Raw genomic sequence first — 591 nt, 5'->3', positions numbered from 1 at the left:
ACTGCATTTTCAAGACTATAATGACCCAATTAAAGACCACATAAAGGACCGATTAAATGACCACTAGAATCCTAGCTGATGTTGCAGCAAGCATTACCGAATTTAAAGCAAACCCAATGAAAGTTGCAACTAGCGCCTTCGGTGCTCCTGTTGCTGTACTCAACCGAAATGAGCCGGCTTTCTACTGCGTCCCTGCAAGCACCTATGAGATCATGATGGATAAGCTTGAAGATCTTGAGCTACTGGCTATTGCCAAAGAACGCTTAAGTGAAGACAGCGTATCGGTAAATATCGATGACCTATAAGCTTGAGTTCAAAAAGAGTGCTTTGAAGGAATGGAAAAAGTTAGCCGTACCACTCCAACAGCAGTTCAAGAAGAAACTAATAGAACGCCTTGAAAATCCACATGTTCCATCAGCCAAACTGTCTGGCGCTGAGAACATTTATAAAATAAAACTTCGGCAGTCTGGTTATCGCTTAGTCTATCAAGTTGAAAATGACATCATCGTAGTTACTGTTTTAGCTGTCGGTAAACGAGAACGCAGCGAAGTTTACACTAAAGCGCTGCAACGGCTAGACGACTGATGCAGT

Annotated in this window: 2 protein-coding genes; both read left to right on the top strand. The window is 42.5% G+C overall.

Features of this window, described 5'->3' with window-relative positions; translation table 11 throughout:
* The first annotated feature begins 56 nt into the window (after positions 1 to 56).
* Positions 57 to 305: a type II toxin-antitoxin system Phd/YefM family antitoxin gene (locus GOU96_RS18135; protein ID WP_000213183.1), complete on the top strand. Its 249-nt coding sequence runs from the start codon at positions 57 to 59 to the stop codon at positions 303 to 305.
* A complete protein-coding gene (locus GOU96_RS18130) occupies positions 295 to 585 on the top strand; it encodes a type II toxin-antitoxin system RelE family toxin (protein ID WP_000221352.1) in 291 nt (96 codons plus the stop codon). The genes GOU96_RS18135 and GOU96_RS18130 overlap by 11 nt, the downstream gene beginning before the upstream one ends.
* Positions 586 to 591: the final 6 nt, after the last annotated feature.

The organism is Vibrio sp. R-1, assembly GCF_035615595.1.
Classification (GTDB): Bacteria; Pseudomonadota; Gammaproteobacteria; order Enterobacterales; family Vibrionaceae; genus Vibrio; species Vibrio cholerae.
This window is presented reverse-complemented; position numbering and strand designations above follow the sequence as displayed.

Coding starts and splice junctions, on each gene's coding strand:
- GOU96_RS18135 (WP_000213183.1), top strand. CDS start 57: ATGACCACTAGAATCCTAGCTGATGTTGCAGCAAGCATTACCGAATTT.
- GOU96_RS18130 (WP_000221352.1), top strand. CDS start 295: ATGACCTATAAGCTTGAGTTCAAAAAGAGTGCTTTGAAGGAATGGAAA.